General features: G+C 71.2%; 21 protein-coding genes. 12 read left to right on the top strand and 9 right to left on the bottom strand.

Translation table 11 applies throughout. The annotated features are described in order from the left end of the window. Window positions 1-85 precede the first annotated feature (85 nt). Window positions 86-496 (top strand): helix-turn-helix domain-containing protein, encoded by a 411-nt coding sequence (locus tag AB0O11_RS20285; protein WP_363388601.1) that lies wholly within the window; start codon window positions 86-88, stop codon window positions 494-496. Between the two features lie 81 nt (window positions 497-577). Here the strand turns inward: AB0O11_RS20285 and AB0O11_RS20290 are convergent, their stop codons facing one another. Continuing rightward, the gene (locus AB0O11_RS20290) at window positions 578-1,342 is read right to left on the bottom strand and encodes a polyprenol monophosphomannose synthase (protein WP_363388604.1); all 765 of its coding nucleotides are present in this window, start codon (window positions 1,340-1,342) and stop codon (window positions 578-580) included. A 316-nt stretch (window positions 1,343-1,658) separates the two neighbouring features. On the opposite strand from AB0O11_RS20290, the gene manA reads away from it, so the two are divergent. Then, window positions 1,659-2,858, top strand: a complete 1,200-nt coding sequence (gene manA / locus AB0O11_RS20295) for a mannose-6-phosphate isomerase, class I (RefSeq protein WP_363388606.1) — start codon at window positions 1,659-1,661, stop codon at window positions 2,856-2,858. 29 nt (window positions 2,859-2,887) lie between these two features. Here manA and dnaB read toward each other — a convergent pair whose 3' ends face one another. Then, complete coding sequence (gene dnaB, locus AB0O11_RS20300; protein WP_363388609.1) at window positions 2,888-5,710, bottom strand: replicative DNA helicase; 2,823 nt, start codon at window positions 5,708-5,710, stop codon at window positions 2,888-2,890. A gap of 451 nt (window positions 5,711-6,161) precedes the next feature. On the opposite strand from dnaB, the gene AB0O11_RS20305 reads away from it, so the two are divergent. Continuing rightward, window positions 6,162-7,508 (top strand): MATE family efflux transporter, encoded by a 1,347-nt coding sequence (locus AB0O11_RS20305; RefSeq protein WP_363388612.1) that lies wholly within the window; start codon window positions 6,162-6,164, stop codon window positions 7,506-7,508. A 74-nt stretch (window positions 7,509-7,582) separates the two neighbouring features. On the opposite strand, the gene rplI is transcribed toward AB0O11_RS20305, so the two are convergent. From rplI to rpsF, 4 genes are all read right to left on the bottom strand, one after another. Beyond that, a complete protein-coding gene (rplI, locus tag AB0O11_RS20310; protein WP_224277698.1) occupies window positions 7,583-8,029 on the bottom strand; it encodes a 50S ribosomal protein L9 in 447 nt (148 codons plus the stop codon). A 17-nt stretch (window positions 8,030-8,046) separates the two neighbouring features. After that, window positions 8,047-8,283 (bottom strand): 30S ribosomal protein S18, encoded by a 237-nt coding sequence (rpsR, locus tag AB0O11_RS20315; protein WP_030059640.1) that lies wholly within the window; start codon window positions 8,281-8,283, stop codon window positions 8,047-8,049. A 79-nt stretch (window positions 8,284-8,362) separates the two neighbouring features. Next, window positions 8,363-8,968: a single-stranded DNA-binding protein gene (locus tag AB0O11_RS20320; protein WP_363388616.1), complete on the bottom strand. Its 606-nt coding sequence runs from the start codon at window positions 8,966-8,968 to the stop codon at window positions 8,363-8,365. A 96-nt stretch (window positions 8,969-9,064) separates the two neighbouring features. After that, window positions 9,065-9,355 (bottom strand): 30S ribosomal protein S6, encoded by a 291-nt coding sequence (gene rpsF / locus AB0O11_RS20325; RefSeq protein WP_188298654.1) that lies wholly within the window; start codon window positions 9,353-9,355, stop codon window positions 9,065-9,067. A 320-nt stretch (window positions 9,356-9,675) separates the two neighbouring features. Between rpsF and AB0O11_RS20330 the strand changes: the two genes are divergently transcribed. The 3 genes from AB0O11_RS20330 to AB0O11_RS20340 all read left to right on the top strand — a co-directional run bounded on the left by AB0O11_RS20330 (window position 9,676) and on the right by AB0O11_RS20340 (window position 12,345). Then, window positions 9,676-9,975, top strand: coding sequence for a hypothetical protein (locus AB0O11_RS20330; RefSeq protein WP_224277694.1), 300 nt, complete (start codon window positions 9,676-9,678; stop codon window positions 9,973-9,975). Window positions 9,976-10,178: 203 nt separating this feature from the next. Further along, complete coding sequence (locus AB0O11_RS20335) at window positions 10,179-11,297, top strand: peptidoglycan bridge formation glycyltransferase FemA/FemB family protein (RefSeq protein ID WP_363388619.1); 1,119 nt, start codon at window positions 10,179-10,181, stop codon at window positions 11,295-11,297. 13 nt (window positions 11,298-11,310) lie between these two features. After that, the gene (locus AB0O11_RS20340) at window positions 11,311-12,345 is read left to right on the top strand and encodes an alanine racemase (RefSeq protein WP_363388622.1); all 1,035 of its coding nucleotides are present in this window, start codon (window positions 11,311-11,313) and stop codon (window positions 12,343-12,345) included. Between the two features lie 63 nt (window positions 12,346-12,408). Here AB0O11_RS20340 and AB0O11_RS20345 read toward each other — a convergent pair whose 3' ends face one another. Both AB0O11_RS20345 and AB0O11_RS20350 read right to left on the bottom strand, forming a co-directional pair. Beyond that, a complete protein-coding gene (locus AB0O11_RS20345; protein ID WP_363388625.1) occupies window positions 12,409-13,986 on the bottom strand; it encodes a glycosyltransferase 87 family protein in 1,578 nt (525 codons plus the stop codon). 205 nt (window positions 13,987-14,191) lie between these two features. Beyond that, window positions 14,192-16,858 (bottom strand): transglycosylase domain-containing protein, encoded by a 2,667-nt coding sequence (locus AB0O11_RS20350; protein ID WP_363388627.1) that lies wholly within the window; start codon window positions 16,856-16,858, stop codon window positions 14,192-14,194. A gap of 353 nt (window positions 16,859-17,211) precedes the next feature. On the opposite strand from AB0O11_RS20350, the gene AB0O11_RS20355 reads away from it, so the two are divergent. The 5 genes from AB0O11_RS20355 to AB0O11_RS20375 all read left to right on the top strand — a co-directional run bounded on the left by AB0O11_RS20355 (window position 17,212) and on the right by AB0O11_RS20375 (window position 22,492). Then, window positions 17,212-17,910, top strand: a complete 699-nt coding sequence (locus tag AB0O11_RS20355) for a helix-turn-helix transcriptional regulator (protein ID WP_363388630.1) — start codon at window positions 17,212-17,214, stop codon at window positions 17,908-17,910. A 126-nt stretch (window positions 17,911-18,036) separates the two neighbouring features. After that, complete coding sequence (locus AB0O11_RS20360; protein ID WP_363388633.1) at window positions 18,037-19,119, top strand: inositol-3-phosphate synthase; 1,083 nt, start codon at window positions 18,037-18,039, stop codon at window positions 19,117-19,119. A gap of 119 nt (window positions 19,120-19,238) precedes the next feature. After that, entirely contained in the window at window positions 19,239-20,561 is a 1,323-nt protein-coding gene (locus AB0O11_RS20365; RefSeq protein ID WP_363388636.1) for an MFS transporter, read from the top strand. A 108-nt stretch (window positions 20,562-20,669) separates the two neighbouring features. Next, window positions 20,670-21,440, top strand: coding sequence for a hypothetical protein (locus AB0O11_RS20370; protein ID WP_363388639.1), 771 nt, complete (start codon window positions 20,670-20,672; stop codon window positions 21,438-21,440). Window positions 21,441-21,505: 65 nt separating this feature from the next. Further along, window positions 21,506-22,492 carry a hypothetical protein gene (locus tag AB0O11_RS20375; RefSeq protein ID WP_363388642.1) on the top strand — a complete coding sequence of 329 codons (987 nt, stop codon included), beginning with the start codon at window positions 21,506-21,508 and terminating at the stop codon, window positions 22,490-22,492. 52 nt (window positions 22,493-22,544) lie between these two features. Here the strand turns inward: AB0O11_RS20375 and AB0O11_RS20380 are convergent, their stop codons facing one another. Next, on the bottom strand, window positions 22,545-23,972 hold the full coding sequence (locus AB0O11_RS20380) for a CCA tRNA nucleotidyltransferase (RefSeq protein WP_363388704.1): 1,428 nt from the start codon (window positions 23,970-23,972) through the stop codon (window positions 22,545-22,547). A 367-nt stretch (window positions 23,973-24,339) separates the two neighbouring features. Here AB0O11_RS20380 and AB0O11_RS20385 point away from each other — a divergent pair, with 367 nt between their 5' ends. Next, on the top strand, window positions 24,340-26,886 hold the full coding sequence (locus tag AB0O11_RS20385) for a DUF6049 family protein (protein ID WP_363388645.1): 2,547 nt from the start codon (window positions 24,340-24,342) through the stop codon (window positions 26,884-26,886). Window positions 26,887-26,893: the final 7 nt, after the last annotated feature.

Genomic DNA, 26,893 nt, shown 5'->3' on the forward strand with positions numbered 1-26,893 from the left:
AGCTGCTGATTTCGTTGCAGCTGAAAGTACAGTAGCAGCTTACTTTTCTACAGTTGCTAGTGACGGGTCGAGTACGCTGGATCCCATGGCCCAGCACGAGGTAGTGACCGACGGCGTCCCGCCCACACCCGCCGCGTGCGACGCAGGTGCCCAGAACGCCTGCCAGAACACCGACCTGGCCCTGGGCCGGGTGTTCACCCTGCTCGGCAAGCGCTGGACCGGAATGCTGCTGGGCGTGCTCAACAACGGCGGCCAGGCCTACTTCTCCGAGCTGCGCCGCGCCGTCCCCGGCATCAGCGAGCGGATGCTCTCCGACCGGCTGACCGAACTGGCCGAGGCCGGACTGGTGGTCCGCGAGGTCGACGCCGGCCCGCCCCTGCGGGTCAGCTACCGGCTCACCGAAGGCGGCGTCGCGCTCAAGCCCGCGCTGCACGAACTGGCCGTCTGGGCCGACCGCTACCTGCCGGAGAGCGCCCTCAGGAGCGGCGGCTGCTGACCCGCGCCTGACCGCCCCCGGACATGCGCAAGGGCCCGCCTGCTGTCACCAGCAGACGGGCCCTTCACCCGAGCGGAGTCCTCAGCGCTTCCGCGCGCCGCGCAGCCGGGCCAGGCGGTCGGTGACACCCCAGGTGGTCACCCGCCACAGTGCCTCGACGACGATGTTGCGGCTCATCTTGGACGCCCCGAGCTCGCGCTCGACGAAGGTGATCGGCACCTCGGCGACCTTGAACCCGGCCTTCACCGTGCGCCAGGCCAGGTCGACCTGGAAGCAGTACCCGGCCGAGGCGACCTCGTCCATGCCCAGGCCCAGCAGGGTCTCCTTGCGGAACGCCCGGTAGCCGCCGGTGACGTCCCGGATCGGCACGCCCAGCATCAGCCGCGAGTAGGTCGAACCGCCGCGCGAGAGCAGCAGCCGCGACTTCGGCCAGTTCACCACCCGGCCGCCCGGCACCCAGCGCGAGCCCAGCACCAGGTCGGCGCCGCGCAGCGCGCCCAGCAGCCGGTCCAGCTCCTCGGGCTGGTGCGAGCCGTCCGCGTCCATCTCGACCAGGACGTCGTAGCCGTTGTCGATGCCCCAGCGGAAGCCCGCGAGGTAGGCGGCGCCCAGGCCCTCCTTGCCCTTGCGGTGCATCACGTGGACGTGCTGGTCCTCGACGGCCAGCTTGTCGGCCAGCTCGCCGGTGCCGTCGGGGCTGTTGTCGTCGGCGACCAGGACGTGCGCCTCGGGCACGGCGGCGCGGACCCGGCCGACGATCCGCTCGACGTTCTCCGCCTCGTTGTAGGTCGGGATGATCACCAGGACCTTGCCGAGATCAGCAAAACTCTGCTGGTTCACGGTCACGTACAAACCTCTCGGCCGATGGCGGGGGGTCTCGGAACACCGGCGCCCGCACTCTGGAACGCGGCTCCGCCGGCAACCCGCCGGGGAGGACCTCGGTGGCGAACTGCGCGCAGGGCGGAGGCTACTGCGTCCAGGCATTCTACTACCGCGCCCGGGAACCACCGGTTCGACCGTGGCACTCCCACCCGGTGCCCGCCGTTTCCCCGTGGGTGACACCGTTCGGCTAGGGTCGTTCCCTTGCCCACGCCCGCACCGCCGGGCCCGCCCCGGCGATCCGGCACACCCGCCCAGACAGCGAAGGAGTAGGACCGCGCGCATGGACAGGCTCCTCAACACCGTCCGCCCGTACGCCTGGGGGTCGCTCACCGCCCTGCCCGAACTGCTCGGGCAGCAGCCGACCGGTGAGCCGCAGGCCGAGCTGTGGATGGGCGCCCACCCCGGCGACCCGTCCCGCGCCGACCGCGGCGACGGCCCGCGCCCGCTGGACGAGCTGATCGCGGCCGACCCCGAGGGCGAGCTGGGCGCCGCGAGCACGGCCCGGTTCGGCCCGACCCTGCCGTTCCTCTTCAAGGTCCTGGCCGCGGGCACCCCGCTGTCGATCCAGGCCCACCCCACGATCGAGCAGGCCCGCGCCGGCTTCGCCGCCGAGAACGCCCTCGGGATCCCGCTGAACGCCCCCGAGCGCAGCTACCGCGACGCCAACCACAAGCCCGAAATGGTCTGCGCACTGGGCGACTTCGAGGGCCTGTGCGGCTTCCGCGGGGCCGGCGAGGCGGCCGAGCTGATGGCCCGGCTCTCGGTGAACGGCCTGGAGCCGCTGATCGACCTGCTGTGCGTCGAGGACGAGGCCGAGGCGCTGCGCGGCACCCTGGCCGCCATCCTCACCATGGACGACGAGACGGCCGCGAAGACCGTCCGGGAAACGGCCGAGACGCTGGCGGAGTACGACACCGGCGATCCGGACTGGTACTACGCCCCGTACGCCCGGATCGCGAAGGACTTCCCGGACGACCGCGGCCTGATCGCCGGCATGCTGCTCAACCACGTCCGGCTGCGGGCCGGCGAGGCGCTCTACCTGGGCGCCGGGGTGCCGCACGCCTACCTGTCCGGCATCTGCGTCGAGCTTCAGGCCAACTCCGACAATGTGCTGCGGGCCGGCCTCACCCCGAAGCACATCGACGTGCCGGAGCTGCTGAAGGTCGTGGTCTTCGAGGCCGGCGCCCCCGAGGTGCTGGCCCCCGTCCTGGTCGAGGCCACCCCGGGCGAGGAGCTCTACCCCGTCCCGATCGACGAGTTCCGGCTCTCCCGCTTCACGCTGGACGGCGTCGAGCGCGCGATCGACGGCCGCACCCCGCAGATCCTGCTCTGCACCGAGGGCGCGGCCCGCCTCACCGGGGCGGACGGCACCGTCCTGGAACTCGCCCGCGGCCAGTCCGCCTTCCTCCCCGCCACCGGCACCCCGGCCCGCCTCTCCGGCGCCGGTACCACGCTCTTCCGCGCCACCGTCACCGTCTGACCGCCCCGTGGGGGATGACCCGGGCTTCCTCAGTCCCGGGTCATGTCGACGAAGCGCGAGTAGTGGCCCTGGAAGGCCACCGTGATGGTCGCGGTCGGACCGTTACGGTGCTTGGCGACGATCAGGTCGGCCTCGCCCGCCCGCGGGGACTCCTTCTCGTAGGCGTCCTCGCGGTGCAGCAGGATGACCATGTCGGCGTCCTGCTCGATCGAGCCGGACTCGCGGAGGTCCGAGACCATCGGCCGCTTGTCGGTGCGCTGTTCGGGGCCACGGTTCAGCTGGGACAGCGCGATGACCGGGACTTCCAGTTCCTTGGCCAGCAGCTTGAGGTTACGGGACATGTCCGAGACCTCCTGCTGACGGTTCTCGGCCCGCCGGGAGCCACCGGACTGCATCAGCTGGAGGTAGTCGATGACGATCAGCTTGATGTCGTTGCGCTGCTTCAGCCGGCGGCACTTGGCGCGGATCTCCATCATCGACAGGTTCGGCGAGTCGTCGATGAACAGCGGTGCCTCGCTGACGTCGGGCATCCGGCGGGCGACCCGGGTCCAGTCGTCGTCCGTCATGTTCCCGGAGCGCATGTGGTGCAGCGCCACCCGGGCCTCGGCGGAGAGCAGGCGCATGGCGATCTCGTTGCGGCCCATTTCGAGCGAGAAGATCACGCTCGGCAGCTTGTGGTGGATCGAGCAGGCGCGCGCGAAGTCCAGCGCGAGGGTCGAGTTGTGTGTGGGGACCATCGACCGGGTTGCCAGGTACAGGTGCTCCGGGTTGTCGACCTGGACGCAGCGGACCGGGACGGAGTCGATCTCGCGAGCGGCAACGATGAACCGCTGCCCGAGCCTCGGGGTGGCCGGACGCCGGCGGGCCTCGTGCATCGTCCGCTTCCGTTCCAGCCCGAACACCTCGTCGGACGGCGTGAACGTGATGACGTACAGGGTCGAGGACTCCTCCGATCGCCCCTCGACCCGCTTGGTGGTCATGCCGCAGCGGTAGCCGAGGCCGACGATGAGCTCGTGGAAGCCCTCGGCCAGAGCCCGGTTGGTCACCGCGAACTGCACCGATCCGGTGTTCGTGACGGTCCCGTCGGTGTCGAGCAGCCCCGCCAGGAGCGCCCGGCGCTGACCGACCGAGCCGCGCAGGTACGCCTCGGGGATGTGCTTGTTCCCGAGGACGCCCAGCTCGCGCAGGACCACCAGCAGGCTTCCGTGCTTCCTGGTGCACGCGTGGCAACGGGGCTCGGAGAACGGGGAGGAGCACTCGGTTCCGCAGTCCACGCAGATGGTGGGCGCAACGGGCGCCGAGACGAAGCGGGCCTTGCCGCCACAGGACTTCCCACAGGTCCGCACGTGGGCGAGCGCGGGCACGAAGACCTTGCCGCAGACGACACAGGCCCGCTCGAAGCGCTCGGGCTCCGCCACGGCGAACCTGAGCGCGTAGCTCAACGAGGCTCCCACGGGGACCACCTCGAAGCCCTCCCCCGCGATGCGCCGGACGATTTCCGGGTCCGCCGAGGTGATCCTCGCGGCGTCGCTGTGGCCGTCACCCAGCCAGGCGCCGAGCGTGTACGGCGGAACGGGGAGGTCCCGGTCAGGAAGGTCGAGCGGCGCCGTGTTCCGCACCGAGTGGTTGTTCCGCTGGTCGGCGGTGTCGCACCGCAGCGTCGCGGCGATCTCCTTGGTCGTCCTGACCTCACCGGCGCGGCCCGACCCGCGCGTGGCGCGGGTCTCGGTCAGCCACTGGTGATCCGCGTCGGCGATCACGGAGGTGCCGTCATCGAACAGGAGCTCGAAGCACGACCGCCCGGTCATGACTTCGGTGGTGGCCACCACGCGCGTCGGCTTCCCGTCTGCGTCGAGGAGGTGGTCGCCCTTGCGCACCTCGCCCATGGTCGTCCACCCGCTCGGGGTCGGCAGCGGGGTGTCGAGGGCCAGAGCCTTGCCCATCGCGGGGCGGGCCGCGATGACGATCATCTGGCCCGGGTGCAGCCCGTTGGTGAGCTGGTCGAAGTCGGCGAAGCCGGTCGGCACGCCGGACATCTGGCCCTGCCGGGAGCCGATCGCCTCGATCTCGTCGAGGGCGCCCTCCATGATGTCGGCGAGCGGCGCGTAGTCCTCGTTGGTGCGCTGCTCGGTGACGGCGTAGATCTGCGCCTGGGCGGCGTTGACGATCTCGTCCACGTCGCCCTCGGCCGCGTAGCCCATGCCGGCGATCCGGGTGCCGGCCTCGACCAGCCGGCGCAGGACGGCGCGCTCGTTGACGATCTGGGCGTAGTACTCGGCGTTGGCCGCGGTCGGGACGGAGTTGACCAGGGTGTGCAGGTAGGAGGCGCCGCCGACGCGCTGGAGCTCGCCGCGCTTGGTCAGCTCGCCGGCCACGGTGATCGGGTCGGCCGGCTCGCCGCGGGCGTAGAGGTCGAGGATCGCGCCGTGGATCATCTCGTGCGCGGGCCGGTAGTAGTCGGCCGGCTTGAGCACCTCCACCACGTCCGCGATGGCGTCCTTGGAGAGCAGCATGCCGCCGAGGACGGACTTCTCGGCGTCCAGGTCCTGCGGCGGAACACGCTCGAAGCCCTCCGCCCCGCCGCCGTCGCCCTCGTCCCGGCGCTGCCAGCCGCCCTCCGGCCGCCCGCCCTTGCCACCCTTCTGGAAACCGCCCTTGCCGCCCTGCTGGAACCCGTCGCGGCCACCGCCCTGACGCCCCTCGCCGCGGCCGCGCGAGACCGGAAGCCGGTCACCGGGGCCGTCCGGGAAGGGTGCGTCGTCGAAGGCGCCGGCCGGGAAGGGGTCCTCGGCGGTCTGCCAGTCATCCTCCGGCGGCGGGGCGTCGTGGTCGTCGTACTGGGGGCCGGTCACGCGTGTTCCCCGATCAGCGAGTGGTGCGAAGTTGGAGCGGGCTTGCCGGTGGCTGGGTGGAGCGGATCCGCCCCTCTTTGTACGCCACGGCTCCGACAAATCGGACGCCGGAGCGGTGCGAGTGTCGGGCGGAGGGCCCACGCTAAGGCGCCGGGCACCGTTGCGCCAAGGCGGTTATCCACAGGGGGTGTGGATGAACGGCCCCGTCCTGTGGAGAACTGCCGCAAAGCTGTGGACACCCCTGTGGACGTCCCTGTGGATAACCGGACGATCGATCCACTGTCAACCTGCTGACCTGGGATTACCTCTTCCCGGGCCTGTGCATGAGAAATTCTTCACACACCTCCGAATGGCTGTGGGCACAGAGCGGACGAACCATGTCGCTCAGGATGACGAGTAATGGCCACGAGCCACTTACATCCATTACCTGTGGATGAGTAGCCTGGAGCCCATGACCGCCTCGCCCCCGACCCCCGCTCCGGCCGCCCCGCGACGCCGGCACGACCGGGAGATCCTCGCCCTGGCCGTCCCGGCCTTCGGCGCACTCGTCGCCGAACCGCTCTTCCTGATGGCCGACTCGGCGATCGTCGGCCACCTCGGCACCCCCCAGCTGGCCGGGGTGGGCGTCGCCTCCGCGGCGCTCTCCACCGCGACCGGTGTGTTCGTCTTCCTGGCCTACGCCACCACCGCGGCGGTCGCCCGCCGGATCGGCGCCGGGGACCGCCGGGGCGCCGTGCAGCAGGGCATCGACGGCATCTGGCTCGCCCTGGGCCTGGCCGTCCCGGTGGTCCTCCTCACCCTGCTGCTGGCCCCCTGGGCGGCCGACGCGCTCGGTGCCTCGGCGACCGCCGCACCGCATGCAGTGACGTATCTGCGGATCAGCTCCCTGGGCATCCCGGCGATGCTCATGGTGCTGGCCGCCACCGGGGTGCTGCGCGGGCTCCAGGACACCCGCACCCCGCTGGTGGTGGCCGTCGCGGGCTTCGCCGCCAACATCGGCCTGAACGCCGGTCTGGTGTACGGCGCCGGGCTCGGGGTGGCCGGCTCGGCCTGGGGCACCGTGCTCGCGCAGACCGGGATGGCCACCGCCTACCTGGTCGTGGTGGTCCGCGGCGCCCGCCGGGAGCGGGCCTCGCTGCGTCCGGACGCGGCGGGCATCCGGGCCAGTGCCAGGGCCGGCGGCCCGCTGCTGATCCGGACGATCAGCCTGCGCGCGGTGCTGATGACCGCCACCGCGGTGGCCGCCCGGCTCGGCGACGACCAGGTGGCCGCCCACCAGATCACCATGACGCTGTTCAACTTCCTGGCCTTCGCGCTGGACGCCATCGCGATCGCCGGCCAGGCCATCATCGGCCGCTACCTGGGCGCCTCGGACGCCTCCGGCGCCCGGGCCGCCACCCGGCGGATGGTCGAGTGGGGCATCGTCTCCGGGCTGGTGCTCGGCCTGCTGGTGGTGGTCTCCCGCCCGCTGTACGTCCCGCTGTTCACGCCCGATCCGGCCGTCCGGGCCCAGCTGGACACCGCCCTGCTGCTGCTCGCGCTCACCCAGCCGGTGGCCGGCCTGGTCTTCGTGCTGGACGGCGTGCTGATGGGCGCCGGGGACGGCCCCTACCTGGCCTGGGCCGGGCTCGCGACCCTGGCGGTGTTCGTCCCGGTGGCCCTGGCGGTGCCGGCCACCGGCACCGGACTGGCCGGGCTCTGGTGGGCGATGAACCTGTTCATGCTGCTGCGGGCCGGCTTCCTGGCCTGGCGCGCCCGCGGCGGCAGGTGGCTGGTCACCGGAGCGGTGCGCGGCTAGGGCCGGACCGGACCGGAAAAGACCGAGGGCCGGACTCCCGGAGGAGTCCGGCCCTCGGGCCTTCGCTACGGAGCTCAGGCAGCCACGACGGCGACGTCGAGGTTGGCCACGACGTCCGAGTGCAGCTTGACCGAGACCTTGTGGGAGCCCACGGTCTTGATCGGCGAGGCGATCGCGACGGCGCGCTTGTCCACCGCCGGGCCGCCGGCGGCCTTGATGGCCTCGACGACGTCGGACTGGGTCACCGAGCCGAACAGGCGGCCGGCCTCGCCCGAGCGGACGGCCAGCTTGACCTGGACGCCCTCGAGCTGACCCTTGACCTCGTTGGCGGCCTCGAGGGTCTGGATCTCGTGGATCTTGCGGGCGCGACGGATGGCGTCGACGTCCTTCTGACCACCCTTGGTCCAGCGGATGGCGTAGCCACGCGGAACCAGGTAGTTGCGGGCGTAGCCGTCCTTGACCTCGACGACCTCGCCGGCGGAGCCGAGACCCGGCACCTCGTGCGTGAGGATGATCTTCATTACTCGGTCACCCTCTCTTAGCGCGCGGTGCTGGTGTAGGGCAGCAGCGCCATCTCACGGCTGTTCTTCACGGCCGTGGCGACGTCACGCTGGTGCTGGGTGCAGTTGCCGGTCACCCGACGGGCACGGATCTTGCCGCGGTCGGAGATGTACTTCCGCAGCAGGTTCGTGTCCTTGTAGTCAACGTAGTTGACCTTGTCCTTGCAGAAGACGCAAACCTTCTTCTTCGGCTTGCGAGCAGGCGGCTTCGCCATTGTGTGCTCCATTTGGGGTTCACGGCCCGGCAAGCGTCCGAGGACGCCGGCGGCCGGGCCGCACGAAATCTGTCAGCTCTTAGAACGGGGGCTCTTCCGAGTAGCCGCCACCACCGGACGGGGCACCCCAGCCGCCGCCCTGGTTGCCACCGGACGGGGCGCTGGAGGCCCAGGGGTCGTCGGAGGGGCCGGACTGGCCGCCGCCGGAGTTTCCACCCCAGCCGCTGCCGCCCTGCTGGCCGCCACCGCCGCCGCCCCAGCCGCCACCGCCCTGGCCGCCACCCTGCTGGCCGCCGAAGCCGCCACCGGGGCCGCCGGACCGGTTGGCCCGGGTGACCTTGGCGGTCGCCGAGCGCAGGCTCGGGCCGACCTCGTCGACCTCGACCTCGAAGACCGTCCGCTTCTCGCCTTCCTTGGTCTCGTAAGACCGCTGGCGCAGTCGGCCCTGCACGATGACGCGCATGCCGCGCTGCAGCGACTCGGCCACGTTCTCCGCCGGCTGCCGCCAGACGTTGCACGTGAGGAAGAGGCTCTCGCCGTCCTTCCACTCGTTCGTCTGACGGTCGAAGGTGCGGGGGGTGGACGCGATGCGGAACTTCGCGACCGCCGCACCCGACGGGGTGAAGCGCAGCTCGGGGTCGTCGACGAGATTGCCGACGAGGGTGATGACGGTCTCGCCTGCCATGGTGGTGATGACCTCTCGGGAAGATGTCCGTTCACCGCTGTTTCACGTGAAACAGCGGACGCGAGCTACCCGAGACCCGAAGGCCTCAGAGGTGGCTCAGTGGGTGTCCGGGCGCAGGACCTTGGTCCGCAGAACCGACTCGCTCAGGCCCAGCTGGCGGTCGAGCTCCTTGACGACCTCAGGCGTGGCCTTGAGGTCGATGACCGAGTAGATGCCCTCGGACTGCTTGTTGATCTCGTAAGCCAGACGGCGGCGACCCCAGGTGTCGACCTTCTCCACCTTGCCGCCGGCGTTGCGGACGACAGCGAGGAAGCTCTCGATCAGGGGGGAGACAGCGCGCTCCTCGACCGAGGGGTCGAGGATGACCATCAGCTCGTAGTGACGCATGAGTAACCCACCTCCTTTGGACTCAGCGGCCACGGTCTCTCCGTGGCAGGAGGGTTGTGCGTAGCGTCGGCACCGGAGCAGTGACGACTCCGGCCCACCGTAACGGGAGGGTCGGACAGTCGGCCCCCGCTCCACCCGAAAGAGGGTGTCGCCCGGAAGAGGGCGCAAGGGGGCACAACTACACCAGTGCAGACGGCACAGCCTACCTGCACCCGGACGGCCGAACAAAACGCATAGGGGTTGTGAGAGCGACCCAACCCCCGCAATCTGGACGGAACGGGATTCCTGCCCGTTCGTCTCCACGCCAGGAGGTGGGACCCATGGCCCAATCCGTCCATCGCATGCCCGCGCTCACGCTGAACACCGACGGCCACCCGCACCCGCGCGAGAACACCCTGGTGGGCATCACCGCTCTCCTCGGCGTGATCGCCTTCACCACCTCGTTCTTCCACAACCTGCACCTGCTGACCTCGTGGACCGGCCTGTTCGGCATCATCACGGGTCTGTGGGGCATGTTCGTCTCGGTCACCACCGCCGAGCGCTTCGTCCTGATGATCACGCTCGGCGCCTCCGCGCTCGGCTTCTACCTCGGCATCGCCCGCGGCGGTCTCTGGGGCTGAACCGCCCCGCGCCCGACCCGCTGGGACCGAGCCCACAGGGCCCGCCCGGAACCCTCGTCGCCCCCGTCGCGTATCTGCAGAGGAGACAGGTACCCGACGGGGGCGCCGTCGTGCCCGCCGCGACGGGCGCCCGAGCCCCGGACGATAAGGTCAGCCCGAGAACCTGGGGCCACCGCAGCCCGACCGACGAGGAGCACCGAGCAATGAGCCTGCGCCTGAGGACGATCACCCGCGAGGAGCACCTCGCCTTCATCAGGAGCCGCGCCTCGGCCAGCCACATGCAGGTGCCGTCGTGGGGTGACGTGAAGGCCGAGTGGCGGTCCGAGTCGATCGGCTGGTTCGACGAGGCCGACCAGCTCGTCGGCGCCGGCCTGGTCCTCTACCGCCAGCTCCCGAAGCTCAAGCGCTACCTCGCCTACCTGCCCGAGGGCCCGGTCATCGACTGGTTCGACCGCGACCTCGACCGCTGGCTCTCCCCGATGCTGGCGCACCTCAAGTCGCAGGGCGCGTTCTCGGTGAAGATGGGCCCGCCGGTGGTCATCCGCCGCTGGAACGCCCCCACCATCAAGGAGGCCATCGCCGCCAAGCAGGCCAAGCGGCTGCGCGACGTCGAGGCCGACTGGTACGAGGCCCGCGCCTTCGAGGTGGCCGACCGGCTGCGCAAGGCCGGCTGGCTCCAGGGCGAGGACGGCGGCGCCGGCTTCGGTGACGTCCAGCCCCGCTACGTCTTCCAGGTTCCGCTGGCCAACCGCTCGCTGGACGACATCCAGAAGGGCTTCAACCAGCTCTGGCGCCGCAACATCAAGAAGGCCGAGAAGAGCGGCGTCGAGGTGGTCCAGGGCGGCTACGACGACCTGCCGATCTTCCACCAGCTCTACCTGGTCACCGCCGAGCGCGACAAGTTCACCCCGCGCCCGCTGGCCTACTTCCAGCGGATGTGGAAGGCCCTCGTGTCCGAGGACCCGAACCGCATGCGGCTCTACATCGCCTACCACGAGGGCGAGCCGCTGGCCGCCACCACGATGCTGGTGGTCGGCGAGCACGTCTGGTACTCCTACGGCGCCTCGGCCAACCACAAGCGCGAGGTCAAGCCGTCCAACGCCATCCAGTGGCGGATGATGCGCGACTCCTACGCCCTCGGCGGCGGCGTGTACGACCTGCGCGGCATCAGTGACACCCTGGACGAGGACGACCACCTGTTCGGTCTGATCCAGTTCAAGGTCGGCACCGGCGGCCAGGCGGCCGAGTACCTCGGCGAGTGGGACTTCCCGCTCAACAAGCTGCTGCACAAGGCCCTCGACCTCTACATGTCCCGCCGCTGAGGAGGCTGACCCGATGACGCTGTCGCTCTACCTCGACACCGAACGCTGGCGCACCCACCAGCGCTCCGTCCTCGCCGAGTTCCCCGGCCTGGTGCCGGTCGCCAAGGGGAACGGCTACGGCCTGGGCAACCACCGGCTGGCCGAGGAGGCGACGCTGCTGGGCACCGGGGTGCTCGCCGTCGGTACCGCGTACGAGGCGGCCGACGCCGCCGAGTGGTACGGCGGCGAGCTGCTGGTGCTCACCCCGTACCGGGTCGGCGAGGAGGTGCTCCCGCTGCCGCACGCCCGGGTGATCCGGACGGTGGCCAGTGTGGACGCGCTGCGTACGCTGCACGGCGCCCGGGTGGTGCTGGAGTGCATGACCACCATGCGCCGGCACGGCGTGAGCGCGGCCGACCTGCGCACGGTCGCCGCCGACCTGGAGGGCGTCGCCTTCGAGGGCCTGGCGCTGCACCTGCCGATGGACCGGCCGGACGGCTCCAGCCCGGTCGAGGAGGTCGCGTACTGGGTGGACACCGCAGTGGCGGCCGGCATCCCAGTGCACACCGTGTTCGTCAGCCACCTCGGCGCGGCCGGCATGGACCAGCTGGCCCAGCGCTACCCGCAGACGGTCTTCCGGGCCCGGATCGGCACCCGGCTCTGGCTGGGCGACCACGCCGCGCTGGAGGTCCGGGCCACCGTCCTGGACGTCACCCCGGTGCAGAAGGGCGACCGCTACGGCTACCGCCAGCACCCGGCGCCCACCGACGGCCACATCCTGGTGGTCGCCGGCGGCACCGCGCACGGCATCGGCCTGGAGGCGCCCAAGTACCTCCAGAGCATGGGGGCGCGGGCCAAGGGCATCGCCCGGGCCGGCCTGGCGACGGTCAACAAGACCAAGTCGCCGTTCCACTGGGCCGGCAAGCAGCTGTGGTTCGCCGAGCCGCCGCACATGCAGGTCTCGCTGCTGTTCCTGGACGGGGAGACCAAGCCCCCGGCGATCGGCGAGGAACTCGGTCTCCAGGTCCGGCACACCACCACGCACTTCGACCGCGTGGTGGACCGCTGAGCCGCTAGGGTCCGTCTTCAAACCCCCGTCGTCCGCCCGGAGGGCGGGGTTTGAAGACGGGCCCTAGGGCTTCTCGGCCGGCTCCGGCAGTCCGGGCTCGGTGAGCCACTGCTCGGGGCCGGCCGGCGCGTATCCGGCGTAGGTCTCCTCCTCGCGCAGCCGGCGGGCGGTGCCCAGCACGAACACGTCCGGGGCGTGGTCCAGGACCCCGCCGGAGGGGTCGTCGCTGCCGTCCCAGCGGACCGGGTCGCGGTCCGGGTGGAGGACGTCGCGGACCACCAGGGCGACCAGGTAGAGCGTGCCCAGCAGGTGCAGCCCGATCGCGAAGTGGTACCAGCCCTCGCCGATCCCGTGCTGCTTGGAGCCGGTGACCAGGCCCAGGTGGGACCAGATGCCCAAGGTGTAGAGCACCTCGCAGGCCTGCCAGACCAGGAAGTCCCGCCAGCGCGGCCGGGCCAGCACCGCGAGCGGCAGCAGCCAGAGCGCGTACTGCGGCGAGTACACCTTGTTGACCAGCACGAACAGCGCGACCACCAGGAAGGCCAGCTGGGCGAGGCGCGGCCGGCGCGGGGCCGAGAAGCCGAGCCACGCTATGGCCAGGCAGCCCAGCACCATCAGCACGCCGATGTAGACGTCGAGGTCGGCCAGCCCGGCGCCGCGGCGCTGCATCAGGACCAGCCAGAACGAGCCGTAGTCCTCGCCGCGGTGCTTGCTGAACACGTAGAACGTCGACCAGCCCCGCCAGTTGGCCAGCATGATCGGCAGGTTGACCACCAGCCACGAGCCGACCGCACCGCCCAGCAGCAGCCGGAACTCGCGCCACCGGCCGGCCCGCCAGCAGAGCACCAGCAGCGGGCCGAGCAGCAGCAGCGGATAGAGCTTGGCCGCGGTGGCCAGGCCGATGAAGACGCCGGCCCAGCCCGGCCGGGCGCCCGCCCACCAGGCCATCGCCACGGCGGCCAGGGCGACCGCGAGCAGGTCCCAGTTGACGGTGCCGTTGAGCAGCAGGACGGGGGCGAGCGCGAACAGCAGCGCGTCCCACGGACGGCGCCGGTGGGTGCGCGAGAGCGCCACGACGGCGACCACCGCGCAGGCCATCAGCATCCCGGCGTTGATCGCCCAGAACCACTGCTCCTGGCTCTGCTGGTCCCCGCCGCCGGGCGTCAGCCAGGCCGCGACCTGCATGAACAGGCCGGTGAGCACCGGGTACTCCAGGTACTGGAGGTCCCCCGAGGAGCCCGGGATGCGATCCACGTACGGGTGCAGCCCGGCCGCGAAGCCGCGCCCGGAGAACAGGTGCGGGATGTCGCTGTAGCAGGCGTGGATGTACTGCGGCGAGCCCGGCTGGAACCAGGCCTGCTCGTAGCAGGGCAGCTTCTGCACCATGCCGAGCACCGACACCACGATCACCGCGAGCGCCAGGAAGCGGGCCGGGATCCACCAGGAGACGCCGAGCAGCGCCCGGCGGCCCGGGGGCCCGCCGAACACCTCGCTGCCGGCCGCCGCCACCGGGTCCTCGTCGGCCGGGACGACCACGGTGTTGGCCGGCGGCGCGGCCGTGGCGACGGCTGCCGGGTGGGGCCCTGCGGCGGCGCCGGACCCGACCGGGCCGGCGGTTTCGTCACGATCGCTCGACGTCATGCCGGACATCCTGCCGCACCGGTCCCGCCAGGACGAGGAGGACCCCGCAACGGTCTGCGCCCCTGCGCGGCGGGCGGCCCGCCGAACACGACGAAACGGCCGTGACGCGGACGGCGGCGGTCCGGGCGCGAACGGGGGCGGCGACGGAAACGGCGGTGGCGGCCCTCCGAGGAGGACCGCCACCGCCGTTCCGGGTTCCGCCGGGCTACTGCCCGGGAGGCATGCCCTGCTGGCCGCCGGCGTTGCCCGTCGTCGGCTTGCCACCGCCGCCACCGACGCCACCGGCGCCACCGCCGCCCGGCTTGCCGCCCCCGCCGCCACCGTTGCCCGGCGACGTGGTGTCCGTCGGCGCCGTCGGCTGCGTCGGACAGTTGATCAGCGGCAGACAGGTGTTGCCCGGGTGCGGGTTCCTGCTGTTCGACGGGCTCGGCTGGTCACCGGGGCAGTCGACACCGGGTACGCAGGTCTGGGTGGGCTGCGGCTGCGCCGGCGGCTGCGGCGCCTGCGACTGGGGCGCCTGGGCCGACGGGCTGTCGGTCGTGCTCGGGGCCGTCGTCGCGGTGGCCGTGGACGGCGCGCCGGAGGAGTCCACCTCGGTACCGACCGGCTGCGGGGTCGGGAAGTCCATCTTCTTCTCGTTGGCCAGCGCGGCCTTCATGTACCGGGTGAAGACGTCGGTCGGGATGTCACCACCGTGGATGGACTCCTTGCCGCCGGTGCCGTTGAGTGACTGCCGCTCGTGCTTGGCCGGGTCCTCGCGCCACATCGCCACGCTGGTCACCAGCTGCGGGGTGTAGCCCACCCACCAGGCCGACTTGTTCTGGTCGGTGGTACCGGTCTTGCCGGCCACCGGGCGGCCCAGGTCCTTGGTCTTCTTACCGGTACCGTTCGCCGCCACGTTCACCAGCACGTCGGTGACGTTGTCGGCGACGGCCGGCTCCAGCGCGACCTTGAGGTCCTTCTTGCCGAAGCCCGGGCGCTCCACGCCGCTCACCTCGACCTTGGTGACCGAGTACGGCTCGGCCTCCTTGCCGCTGGCCGCCAGGGTGCCGTAGGCGGTGGCCATCCGGATCGGGCTGATGGTGGAGGTGCCGAGCGGGAAGGTCGCCGTCTTCGGGTCGGCGAGGCTGTCCTTCTTGACGCCCATCTGCACCGCTATGTCGGCCACGTTCTGGCCGCCGACGTCCTGGTTGAGCTGGACGAAGGGCACGTTGTACGAGTACTGCATGGCCATCCGCAGCGAGACGTAGCCGCGCTTGCCGGAGTCCTCGTTCTTCTGCCGGTACGGCTTGCCGTCGTCGCCGATCACCAGCGAGCCGTCCGGCTTGCGGATCTCGGACATGTCGTCGGCGAGGTAGCGGCTGTCGGCGTTGATCCGCTTCGGCTTGCCCTTGTCGTCCTTCGCGGTCTGCACGCCGGTCTGCATCGCGGTGGCCAGCACGAAGGGCTTGAAGGTCGAGCCGACCTGGACGCCGGTGGCGTCGGCGTTGTTGTCGAAGTGGCCGTTCTCCACGCCGTCGCCGCCGTAGAGGGCGACGATCGCGCCGTCGCCGGGGCGGATGCTGGCGGAGCCGAACTGGATGTTGGTGTCGTTGTCCGGCCGCTTCTGCGGGTTGAGGTTCTCCGCCTTGACGGCGTCGACGGCGCTCTTCAGCGCGTCGACCTTGTCCTTCTCGAAGGTGGTGTAGATCTTCAGGCCGCCGCGGTCGATCATCTGCGGGGTGATCGTCTTGTCGGTGGCCATCACGTACTTGTTGGCGGTGTCGACCAGGTAGCTGATCTCACCGTTCATGTTGGAGCTGGGCTTCTGCGGGATCGGGTCCGGGAAGGTGGCGCACTTGGCGCGCTCCTCCGGCGTGATGGCCTTGGTGTCCACCATCTGGTCCAGGATCCAGTTCCACCGGCCCTGGGCCCGTTCCTTGTTGGCCGGGTTGGTGGGGTCGTAGTACGTCGCGCCCTTGAGCAGACCGGCCAGCATGGCGCTCTGGCAGACGTTGAGGTCCTTGGCGTTCACCCCGTAGTACGCCTCGGCGGCCGCCTGGGCACCGTTCGCACCGCGGCCGAACCAGCTGGTGTTCAGGTAGCCGGTGAGGATCTCGTCCTTCTCCTTGTCCTGGTTGATCTTCAGCGTGATGAAGAACTCCCTCACCTTGCGGCTGAGGGTCTGTTCCTGGCTCAGGTAGGCGTTCTTCACGTACTGCTGGGTGATGGTCGAGGCGCCCTGGGTCTCACCTCCCTTCGCCATGTTCCAGACGGCGCGGAGCATGCCCTTGGGGTCGATGCCGCTGTCGGTCTTGAAGCTCTTGTTCTCCGCGGCGATGACGGCGTTCTGGAGGTTGGGGCTGATGTCCTTGAGCTCGACGATCTGACGGTTGGTCTGGCCCTTGCGGGTCATCTCCGTGTTGTCGGCCCAGTAGTAGATCGTGTTCTGGTTGTTCACCAGCTTGTTCAGCTCAGGGACCTCGGTGGTCTGGTACAGGTAGAACACCAGGCCCACGAAGCAGCCGAAGACCAGCAGGAAGCCGCTCAGCCACTGCTTCCAGGACGGCAGCCAGCGCCGGACGCCGGTCTTGCCGAACCGCGGGTAGTCGATGAAGCGCTTCTTGCCGGGGCCGGCGGCCGCGGCTGCGGAGGCCGCGGCGGCATCGCGCCGGCCGCCCCCCTTGCCCTTCTTCTGGGCAGCCTTGCGCATCTCCGCACGGGTCATCCGGGGCTGCTGCGCGGTCTCCCTGACCCCCGGGGGTCGTCGTCGGCCGACGCCGTCCGAGCGCAGCTCGTCGGGCCCCGGCCCACCTCCTCGACGGCCGCCGCCACCCGGGGGCTGCTGCCCGTCACCGCCCGGGTCGGGCGTCCTTCGCCGTCGCTCGCTCATCTTCCAGCCACTCCTCGCCAGGCGTTTCCAGCCTGAAGGCAGGGTTCACGTCCGATGCCCGCAAACCGCCCTGATCACGGAGGTGGTCCTCGTGCACACGCGACAGCGTACGCAGCGCGGAAATACAACTAATCGGACATCAGTTGCCAATGCCCGCAAAACGGCGGCAGATCATTACACGCCCGTTGCCAACCCCACCCGCGCGTCGGCTTGTGATCACATTCACGCGTGCCCCCCTTGCCCGTTCCGGGGGCCGGGTTTACTGTTCTCGATATATCGAGCCGATACATCGAAGCGGAATACCGCCGGATGCAGCGGCCGGGCGGACGCCGAGAGGGAGGAGGACGACGGCAGTGGGCAGACGCTCAGGAGTGCTGGAGTTCGCCGTCCTCGGACTGCTCCATGACGCCCCGATGCACGGCTACGAGCTGCGCAAGCGGCTGAACATCCTGCTCGGAACGTTCCGGGCGCTCTCCTACGGGACGCTCTACCCCTGCCTGAAGAACCTGGTCGCCCAGGGCTTCCTGGTCGAGGACAACCCGGACGTCGAGTACGTCCCGGCCACCGCGCTCAACGGCAAGCGGTCCAAGATCGTCTACCGGCTCTCCGCCGAGGGGAAGCAGCGCTTCGAGGAGCTGCTCGCCGACTCCGGCCCGGACGCCTGGGAGGACGAGCACTTCGGCGTGCACTTCGCGTTCTTCGGCCAGACCGACCGCGCCGTGCGGATGCGCGTACTGGAGGGACGCCGCAGCCGGCTGGAGGAGCGGCTGGAGCGGATGCGCAACTCGCTGGCCCGCGCCCGCGAGCGGTTCGACGACTACACCGTCGAGCTCCAGCGGCACGGGCTGGAGTCGGTGGAGCGCGAGGTCCGCTGGCTCAACGAGCTGATCGAGACCGAGCGGTCCAACCGCACCGGCCGGACCGGCCCCGACACCGGCGGCACCGCCGCCGACCCCCGCAAGACTTCGGACGGCCGTGGCCAGGAGGGCGGGTCCCCGGACCCGTCCGGGCCACCGTACGACCGCCCGGGGCGCTCCGCCCAGGAGCGCTGACACCGCGCCAGCCCTGCGCCGCGCGGCAGGATTGGGCGCCTCGCGCCCGTACATGCAGTCATCGAAGAAGCAGGACGAGTTCCGCCGACCCCGGCGGTCCTCATGAGATCACAGGGAGCAACCGGAATGGGTTCGGTTCGCGTAGCCATCGTGGGCGTGGGCAACTGCGCCGCGTCGCTGGTGCAGGGTGTCGAGTACTACAAGGACGCCGACCCGGCCGGCAAGGTCCCCGGGCTGATGCACGTCCAGTTCGGTGACTACCACGTCCGTGACGTGGAGTTCGTCGCCGCCTTCGACGTCGACGCCAAGAAGGTCGGCTTCGACCTGGCCGACGCCATCGGCAACAGCGAGAACAACACCATCAAGATCTGCGACGTGCCGCCGACCGGCGTGACCGTCCAGCGCGGCCACACCCTCGACGGCCTGGGCAAGTACTACCTGGAGACCATCGAGGAGTCGGACGAGGCGCCGGTCGACGTCGTCCAGGTCCTCAAGGACCAGCAGGTCGACGTCCTGGTCTGCTACCTGCCCGTCGGTTCCGAGGACGCGGCCAAGTTCTACGCCCAGTGCGCCATCGACGCCAAGGTCGCCTTCGTGAACGCCCTGCCGGTGTTCATCGCGGGCACCAAGGAGTGGGCCGACAAGTTCACCGAGGCCGGCGTGCCGATCGTCGGTGACGACATCAAGTCCCAGGTCGGCGCGACCATCACGCACCGCGTGATGGCCAAGCTCTTCGAGGACCGCGGCGTCATCCTCGAGCGCACCATGCAGCTGAACGTCGGCGGCAACATGGACTTCAAGAACATGCTCGAGCGCGAGCGCCTGGAGTCCAAGAAGATCTCCAAGACCCAGGCCGTCACCTCGCAGATCCGCGACCGCGAGCTGGGCGCCAAGAACGTCCACATCGGCCCCTCGGACTACGTGGCCTGGCTGGACGACCGCAAGTGGGCCTACGTCCGCCTGGAGGGTCGCGCGTTCGGTGACGTCCCGCTGAACCTGGAGTACAAGCTCGAGGTCTGGGACTCCCCGAACTCCGCCGGTGTCATCATCGACGCCGTGCGCGCCGCGAAGATCGCCAAGGACCGCGGCATCGGCGGCCCGATCCTGTCGGCCTCCTCGTACTTCATGAAGTCCCCGCCGGTCCAGTACTTCGACGACGAGGCCAAGGAGAACGTCGAGAAGTTCATCCGCGGCGAGGTCGAGCGCTGAGCGGCTGACCGCCCGTAGCTCGTCGGAAGGGCCCACGGTCTTCGGATCGTGGGCCCTTCACGTTTTCGCGGCCGATGTTTCACGTGAAACGGCGGCCGGTTCCATGGCACTCTGGGCGGGTGGCGATCACCGAGAACGGCAGCACCCACCAGTCCGCGCACAGCGCCACGCTCGTCGTCCTGTTGAAGGGCCGTGACTTCCGGCGGCTGCTGACCGCCCGGGTGCTCTCCCAGCTCTCGGACGGCGTCTTCCAGGTCTCGCTCGCCGCGTACGTGGTCTTCTCCCCCGAGAAGCAGTCCTCCCCCGCCGACATCGCCTCGGTGCTGGCCGTGATGCTGCTGCCGTTCTCGGTGATCGGCCCGTTCGCCGGTGTGCTGCTGGACCGCTGGCGCCGCCGCCAGGTGCTCTACTTCGGCAACCTGGCCCGCTTCGGGCTGGGCCTGGGCACCGGCACGCTGCTGCTGGCGGAGGCGCCGACCTGGCTGTTCTTCGCCTCGGCCCTGCTGGTCACCGCGCTCAACCGGTTCATCCTGGCCGGCCTGTCCGCGGCCCTGCCCCGGGTGGTGGAGCAGGAACAGCTGGTCACCGCCAACGCCCTCTCCCCCACCCTCGGAACGGTCGCCGCCGCCTCGGGCGGGCTCATCGGCTTCCTGCTGCACCAGCTGATGGTCCCCGGGCCGAAGGCCGACGCCGCCCTGGTCGCGGTGGCCGCACTGCTCTACCTGTCCGCCGCGCTGGCCGCACGGCGGATGGACCGCGACCTGCTCGGCCCGGAGCAGCACGAGGACCGGCCCGGGATCGGCCAGGCGCTGGTCCGGGCCGCCGTCGAACTCGGTGCCGCGGTGCGCCACCTGGTCCGGGACTGCCGGCCCGCCGTGCACGCGCTGGCCGCCGTCACCGCGGCCCGGTTCTGCTACGGCGTGCTGATCGTGGTCGTGGTGATGCTCGCCCGGTACACCTTCAACGACCCGACCGACAGCGCGGCCGGGCTGGTCACCCTCGGCCAGGCGGTCGGTCTGTCCGCCGCCGGGTTCTTCGTCGCCGCGCTGGTCAGCCCCTGGTGCACCCGCAGGCTGGGCCTGGCCGGGTGGATGACGGCCTGCCTGGTCGCCCCGGTGGTCTTCGTCCCCGCCCTGGGGCTGAGCTTCACGCTGGTGCCCTGCCTGCTCGCCGCCCTGCTGCTCGGAGTGGTCACCCAGGGCACCAAGATCTGCGCCGACACGGTGGTGCAGGAGTCGGTCGAGGACGATTACCGCGGCCGGGTCTTCGCCATCTACGACGTACTGTTCAACGTCGCCTTCGTGGCCGCCGCCCTGGTCACCGCGCTGGTGCTGCCGCTGTCCGGCCGCTCGGTCCCGGTGGTGCTCGGGCTCGCCGGGGTGTACGCCCTGACGGCGGTCCTCTACCTGCGCGCCGCCCGCCGGAACCCGCTCCCCCGGTGACCAGGACTCCTGGGCCCCTCGGGGGTTCGGGGCCGATGGCGTCCGATCGACTCGCTAAGGTACTCGAGCCTGTCGTAACGACAGAACTCTTTCTCGGGGGACGATCTGATGAGCACACCGCCCAATCCGTACCGACCGCCCTCGCCGGCTCCGGTCGGCCCGCCCGTCCCCCCGCCGTACGGGGCACCCGTCCCCCCGCCGTACGGGGCACCCGCTCCTCCGCCGGCCCCGCCCGGCTACGGACCGCCGCCGGCCTACGGGCAGCCCGCGCCACCGGCCCCGCCCGGCTACGGACCGCCGCCGGCCTACGGGCAGCAGTCCTACGGCCAACAGCCGTACGGGCAGCAACCGTACGGGCAGCAACCGCCCCCCGGGCCGTACGGACAGCCGGGTCCCGGGCCGTACGGACAGCCGGGTCCCGGGCCGTACGGACAGCCGGGTCCCGGGCCGTACGGACAGCCGAGTCCCGGGCCGTACGGACAGCCGCAGCCCGCCCCGACGACGCCGACCGCGCCGGCCGCCAGGCGCGGCATCCGGTCCAAGCTGCGGATCGTCGGGGTGGTCGGCGGCTGCGTGGCGCTGGCGGTGGGCTACTTCGTGGCCGGGCCGAGCGTCAGCAGCGCCAAGCCCGGCGACTGCGTGCGGGCGAGCGGCTCCCGCGACGTCGAGATCGTCAAGTGCACTGATTCCAAAGCGAATTACCGCGTGCTGTCGAAGTTCGAGGGCACCACGGACGTGACCCGCTGCAACCAGACGCCGCAGACCACGAGCACGGTCTCGGGCCAGAGCGGCCGCCGCTGGAACAAGAAGCGGTACGTGCTCTGCCTCGGCTCGCTGACACCCGCCATCACCGGCGTCCCGCCGGTGAAGAAGTCCTGAACCCTTCCGCTTCTTCTCCTTTCCGGGGGACCTCCTTGTCCGCTCCGCCTCCGCCTCCGCCCCAGATGCCGTACGGCCCGCCACCGGGCGACGGCAACCCGTACGCCTCCGGCGGCTCCTACGGCGCCCCGCCCCCACCGCCGGCCCCGCCCGGGTACGGCTACCCGAGCGCACCGCCGCCGCCCGACCAGCCGTACGGCGTCCAGCCCCCGCCGGGCGGTTACGGCTACGGGTACCCGCCGCCGCCCCCGATGGACGGGACCACCTGCCGGTTCTGCGGCGGCTACCCGGCGGTGAACGCCACCGTCCGCGGCCACCAGGGCCTGATCATCGCCTACCGGATGCTGCGGATGACCGGCCCGTTCTGCCGCACCTGCGGCACCGCGACGGTGCGCGACATGTCGGCCCGGACGCTGGTCCAGGGCTGGTGGAGCCTGCTGTCCTGGCTGCTGACCCCGATCACGCTGCTGCTGAACCTCGGCCCGCACAACAAGTTCAAGCAGCTGCCGCCGCCCGTCCCGGGCAGCCACGGCCCGCAGCTGAACCCGGGCGTCCCGCTGACCCGCCGGCCGCACACCGCGATGCTGCTGGTGCCCGTCTCGCTGGCGGTCACCCTGACCCTGCTCCTCACCGGGGTGATCGGCCAGAAGCCCGACGACCCGCACACGGTCGTCGACCCCCTGCCGAGCCCGAGCCGGTACACCATCCCGCCGCCGCTGCCCAGCCCCACCTTCACCCTGCCGCCCTACACCCCGCCGCCGCTGCCCACCCCGACGTACACCCTGCCGTCCTACACCCCGCCGGCCGCCGACCCGGCCGACGCCGCCAAGGCCGGAGACTGCCTGCACAACGACGGAACCGACACCGAGCCGAAGATGACCGTGCTGCCCTGCACGGACACCAAGGCCCAGTACAAGGTGATCTACAAGTACACCGGCACGTCCGACAAGGAGTCCTGCAGCAAGCAGCCGAAGACGACCAGCACGTACTGGGTCAAGCACCCCCTCCTTCCGTCCCTCGACTACGTCCTGTGCCTGAAGGCGGTCGGTTGAGGAACGCGAAGAGGGGGTGGCCCGAGTCCGGGCCACCCCCTCTTCGCGTTCCTCAGCCCTGCGGCTGCCCGGCCCACCAGGCCCGCAGCGCCGCGACCGCCTCGTCGTGCTCCATCGGGCCGTGCTCCAGCCGGAGTTCGAGCATGTGCTTGTACGCCTTGCCGACCTGCGGGCCGGGCTTGAGGCCGAGCAGCTCCATGATCTGGTTGCCGTCCAGCGCCGGGCGGATGGCGTCCAGTTCCTCCTGCGCCTTCAGCTCGCCGATCCGGACCTCCAGACCGTCGTAGGTGCGGGAGAGCGCGGCCGCCTTCTTCTTGTTGCGGGTGGTGCAGTCGGAGCGGGTCAGCTTGTGCAGGCGCTCCAGCAGCGGCCCGGCGTCGGAGACGTAGCGGCGCACCGCGGAGTCGGTCCACTCGCCGCCGCCGTAACCGTGGAAGCGCAGGTGCAGCTCGACCAGGCGCGAGACGTCCTCGGTGAGCTCCTTGGAGTACTTGAGCTCGCGCATCCGCTTGCGGGTCATCTTGGCGCCGACCACCTCGTGGTGGTGGAAGGAGACCCGGCCGTCCGACTCGAAGCGGCGGGTGCGCGGCTTGCCGATGTCGTGCAGCAGCGAGGCCAGCCGCAGGCTGAGGTCCGGACCGTCCTGCTCCAGGTCGATGGCCTGCTCCAGAACGGTCAGCGAGTGCTCGTAGACGTCCTTGTGCCGGTGGTGCTCGTCCCGCTCCAGCCGCAGTGCGGGCAGCTCGGGCAGCACGTACCCGGCCAGGCCGGTGTCGACCAGCAGCCGCAGGCCCTTCACCGGGTGCTTGGCCAGCAGCAGCTTGTTCAGCTCGGCCTGGACCCGCTCGGCGGAGACGATGGTGATCCGCTCGGCCATCGCGGTCATCGCGGCGACCACCTCGGGCACCGGGTCGAAGTCCAGCTGGGCGGCGAAGCGGGCGGCCCGCATCATCCGCAGCGGGTCGTCGGAGAAGGACTCCTCGGGGGTGGCGGGGGTGCGCAGCACCCGGGCCTCCAGGTCCTCCAGGCCGTGGTGCGGGTCGACGAAGCCGCGGCCGGGCAGGTCGACGGCCATCGCGTTGACCGTGAAGTCCCGGCGGACCAGGTCCTCCTCGATGGTGTCGCCGTAGCTGACCTCGGGCTTGCGCGAGGTGCGGTCGTACGCCTCGGAGCGGTAGGTGGTGATCTCGATCAGGAAGGAGCCCTCGGGGGTGTCCTTGCGGGCGCCGACCGTGCCGAAGGCGATGCCGACGTCCCAGACCGCGTCCGCCCAGCCCTTGACCAGCTTGAGCACCTGCTGCGGACGGGCGTCGGTGGTGAAGTCCAGGTCGTTGCCGAGCCGGCCGAGCAGCGCGTCCCGGACGGACCCGCCGACCAGCGCCAGCCGGTGACCGGCCGCCTGGAACCGGCGGGCGATCTCGTCGGCGACCGGCGACACCCGCAGCAGCTCTTGGAGGCCGAGGGTCTGGGCCTCGCTCAGGCCTGGTACGACCTGGACGGCGGTGCTGGAACGGTCGGTGCGCGCGGTGGGCTCATTGGCAGTGGACACGGCTCACAAGGGTACGTGCCCCGACAGGTCAACCGCCCGCGCGTTCTGGGCGTCTCACCCCACAGCCCGCAACACTGCACCGCGGGCCGCATCGTTACCATGCCGGTGGACGAGTCTCGGGCACCGGACAGGGGATGCGGTGCCGCGTGCCGCCACCACCCGCGGAATCCCCGCGGCAGCGGTGCGGCGACGGCGTCGGGCGAAGAGTTCCAAAAGAGTCAAGCGAAGACCGTCGGGCGGACCGCGCCGGACGGACAGCATCAGCAGCGAACGATCGAGAACGGCGAGGGCGAAGCGAGTGAGTGAGCCGGCACGGCACTCGGGCCTGGGGGCGCACCGACAGCCTGGACGGGCCGAGCGCCCCGCCGAGGGACGTCATCCGGCCCGCCGGGTGCGCCGTGCGGGCCTGCGGGCCGCCGCCGCCTGTGCGGCCGTCCTGACCCTGTTCACGGCCGTCCCGGCCGGTGCGCTGCCCACCGGCGGCAACGTCCGCCCGGCCGCCGACTCCTCCGTCACGGCCGAGTACCCGGTGGTGGTGACCATCGACGTGCTGAGCCCCCAGGTGGCCACCCCGAACGGCATCGTGACGATCACCGGGCACGTCACCAACGAGGGCAGGTCGGCGGTCAAGGGGGCCCACGCGGCCGTCCGCAAGCCGAACACCGGCAAGCCGCTGGACCGGCGCAGTGATCTGGCCAACGTGGCCGACCGCTCCACGCCGGACGGCAAGGACGGCGTGGAGCTGGACAGCCCGCAGTACGCCCTGCCGGAGCTGAACCCGGGGCAGAGCCAGGCGTACACCCTGAGCGTCGCGGTGAGCGACCTCGGATTCTCCACGAGCGGCGCGTACGAGCTGGCGGTGGACGCCTGGGGCGCGACCGCCGACAACCCGCGCGACCGTGCCCTGGGCATCGCCCGGACCTTCCTGCCGTACAACCCGGGCGGCGCCGAGGCGCAGCCGACGAAGGTCACCACGATCTGGCCGCTGGTGCACCCGCCGGTGATGGCCGCCCAGACCGTCGCCGACAACGACCAGACCGTCTCGGTGCTGCGCGACGACAGCCTGGCCACCGAGTTCGCCCCGGGCGGCCGGCTGTACGAGCTGGTCGACACCGGCGCCAAGCTGAACGGGCTGACCTGGGTGATCGACCCGGATCTGCTGGACGCCGCGCTCGCGATGACCAAGACCTACCGGGTGCAGAAGCCGGGCACCGAGGAGTCGGGCAAGTCGGCCAAGGACGACAACACCGTCCAGCTCCCCCCCTCGGCCGCCGCCGTCGCCTGGCTGGACAAGCTGCGGGCCGCCGTCGCCAAGCCGGGCAGCCAGGTGGTCTCGCTGCCGTACGCCGACCCGGACCTCGCCTCGATCGCGCACAACGGCTCCGACCTGACCGGAGTGACCACCGCGCTGAGCAAGGCGACCACGGCCGGCCGGCTGACCGTCGAGGGCCGGCTCTCCGTGGACACCCGCTCGGACGTCGCCTGGCCGTTCCAGGGCTACCTCGACCAGCAGATCGCGGCCCTCGCCCAGCAGTCGGGCAGCGGGCTGCTGCTGGTCAACGGCGGCAGCATGCCGGAGCCGGACTCGCTCAACTACACCCCGACCGCCGTCCGCCCGATCGGCAACGGGCAGAACGCCGTGGTGGCCGACGAGACCGTGTCCGCGCTCTTCGACAAGGACCTGAGCAGCCCGCAGGCGCAGACCGAGGCCACCCAGCGCTTCCTCGCCGAGACCTTCGCGATCACCCACGAGCAGCCGCAGAACCAGCGCGGGCTGCTGGTCATGCCGCCGCGCGAGCTGAGCGCCGCCGGCGCCAAGGCACTGGCGACCGCCCTCCAGACGGCGGACGGCAAGTGGATCTCCTCGGTCAAGCTGGACGCGGTGGCCCAGTCCGCGCCCGACCCGAAGGCCAACACCGCCGTCCCGGCGCCCACCGACTACCCGACCCAGGCCCGGGCCTCGGAGCTGCCCGCGGCCGACCTGAGCCGCACCGACGACATCCAGCACGACCTCGACACCCTGATGCGGGTGCTCACCCTGCCGCAGCGGGTGCGCGGCCCGTTCAGCGCCGCGATGGTCCGCTCGCTGTCCACCGAGTGGCGCAGCCAGCCACCGGCCGGGAGCGCCTACCGCACCGGCGTCACGGAGTACCTGAAGGAGCTGACCAAAGCCGTCCAGGTGCCGAAGAAGAACGTGGTCACCCTGGCCGGTGACACCGGTCTGCTCCAGGTCAGCGTCCGCAACGACCTGACCCAGACGGTCACCAACCTCAAGCTGGTGCTCACCTCGGCCCAGCCGAACCGGCTGCGGGTGAGCAAGGAGGAGGAGCTGGTCCTCCCGCCCTCGCAGAGCGTGACCCTGCGCTTCAACGCCGAGGCGCACAACAACGGGCCGGTCGCGATGACCGCCCAGCTGTGGACCACCGGCCCCGACTCGCGGCCGTACGGCGAGGCCCAGAAGTTCACGGTGGACGTCACCTCGGTGACCAACGGTGTGCTGTACGTCTTCGCGGGCGCCGGCGTCCTGCTGCTGCTGGCCGCGCTGCGCTTCGTGCGCCAGCGCAAGCGGCGCGGCGGGCAGCCGCACGAGGACGGCGACCAGCCGGTCGGGGACGCCCCGGCGGCGGGCGGCGCCACGGCTGCCGGGCCCGCTCCGCAGCCGCCGGCGGAGGGCGCGGCGGAGGGCGCGGCGAAGGAGTCCACCGCGGATTCCGCCGGGGCCCCGACAGCGGACGGGACCGGCGGGACGGACGACACCCCTGGTGACGGTCCTGCGCAGACACCGCGTGGCAGCAGCCCGGATGGCCGGGATCGGGCCGCCAGTGATGAGAAGGTTGGTCCTTGATACCGCC

This window comes from Kitasatospora sp. NPDC093102 (assembly GCF_040683915.1).
Classification (GTDB): Bacteria; Actinomycetota; Actinomycetes; order Streptomycetales; family Streptomycetaceae; genus Kitasatospora.